Genomic DNA, 325 nt, shown 5'->3' with positions numbered 1-325 from the left:
GAAGATCTCCAGGAACTCATCGGCGAGCAATGAGTTGGACGGCACTTCGCACATCATGATGATCTTCAGGCCGTTCTCGCCCTGCTTCAGGCCGTTCTGCTCCAGCACCTCGACGACCTTGCGGCCCTCTTCCAGGGTGCGCACGAACGGAATCATGACCCACAGGTTGTCCAGGCCCATTTCGTTGCGCACGCGCAGCACGGCCTTGCACTCCAGCGCGAAGGCGGCCGAGAAGCTCGGGTCGACGTAACGGCTGGCGCCGCGGAAGCCGATCATCGGGTTCTCTTCGTGCGGCTCGTAGTTGCTGCCGCCGATCAGGTTGGCG

General features: G+C 62.8%; 1 protein-coding gene. It reads right to left on the bottom strand.

Features of this window, described 5'->3' with window-relative positions:
* The coding region (locus EN850_RS34885; protein WP_348642456.1) for a putative PEP-binding protein at positions 1 to 325 on the bottom strand (325 nt) is incomplete at both ends.

Origin of the sequence: Mesorhizobium sp. M8A.F.Ca.ET.207.01.1.1, assembly GCF_004794715.1 — a bacterium.
In the GTDB taxonomy this organism is placed as follows: domain Bacteria; phylum Pseudomonadota; class Alphaproteobacteria; order Rhizobiales; family Rhizobiaceae; genus Mesorhizobium.
This window is presented reverse-complemented; position numbering and strand designations above follow the sequence as displayed.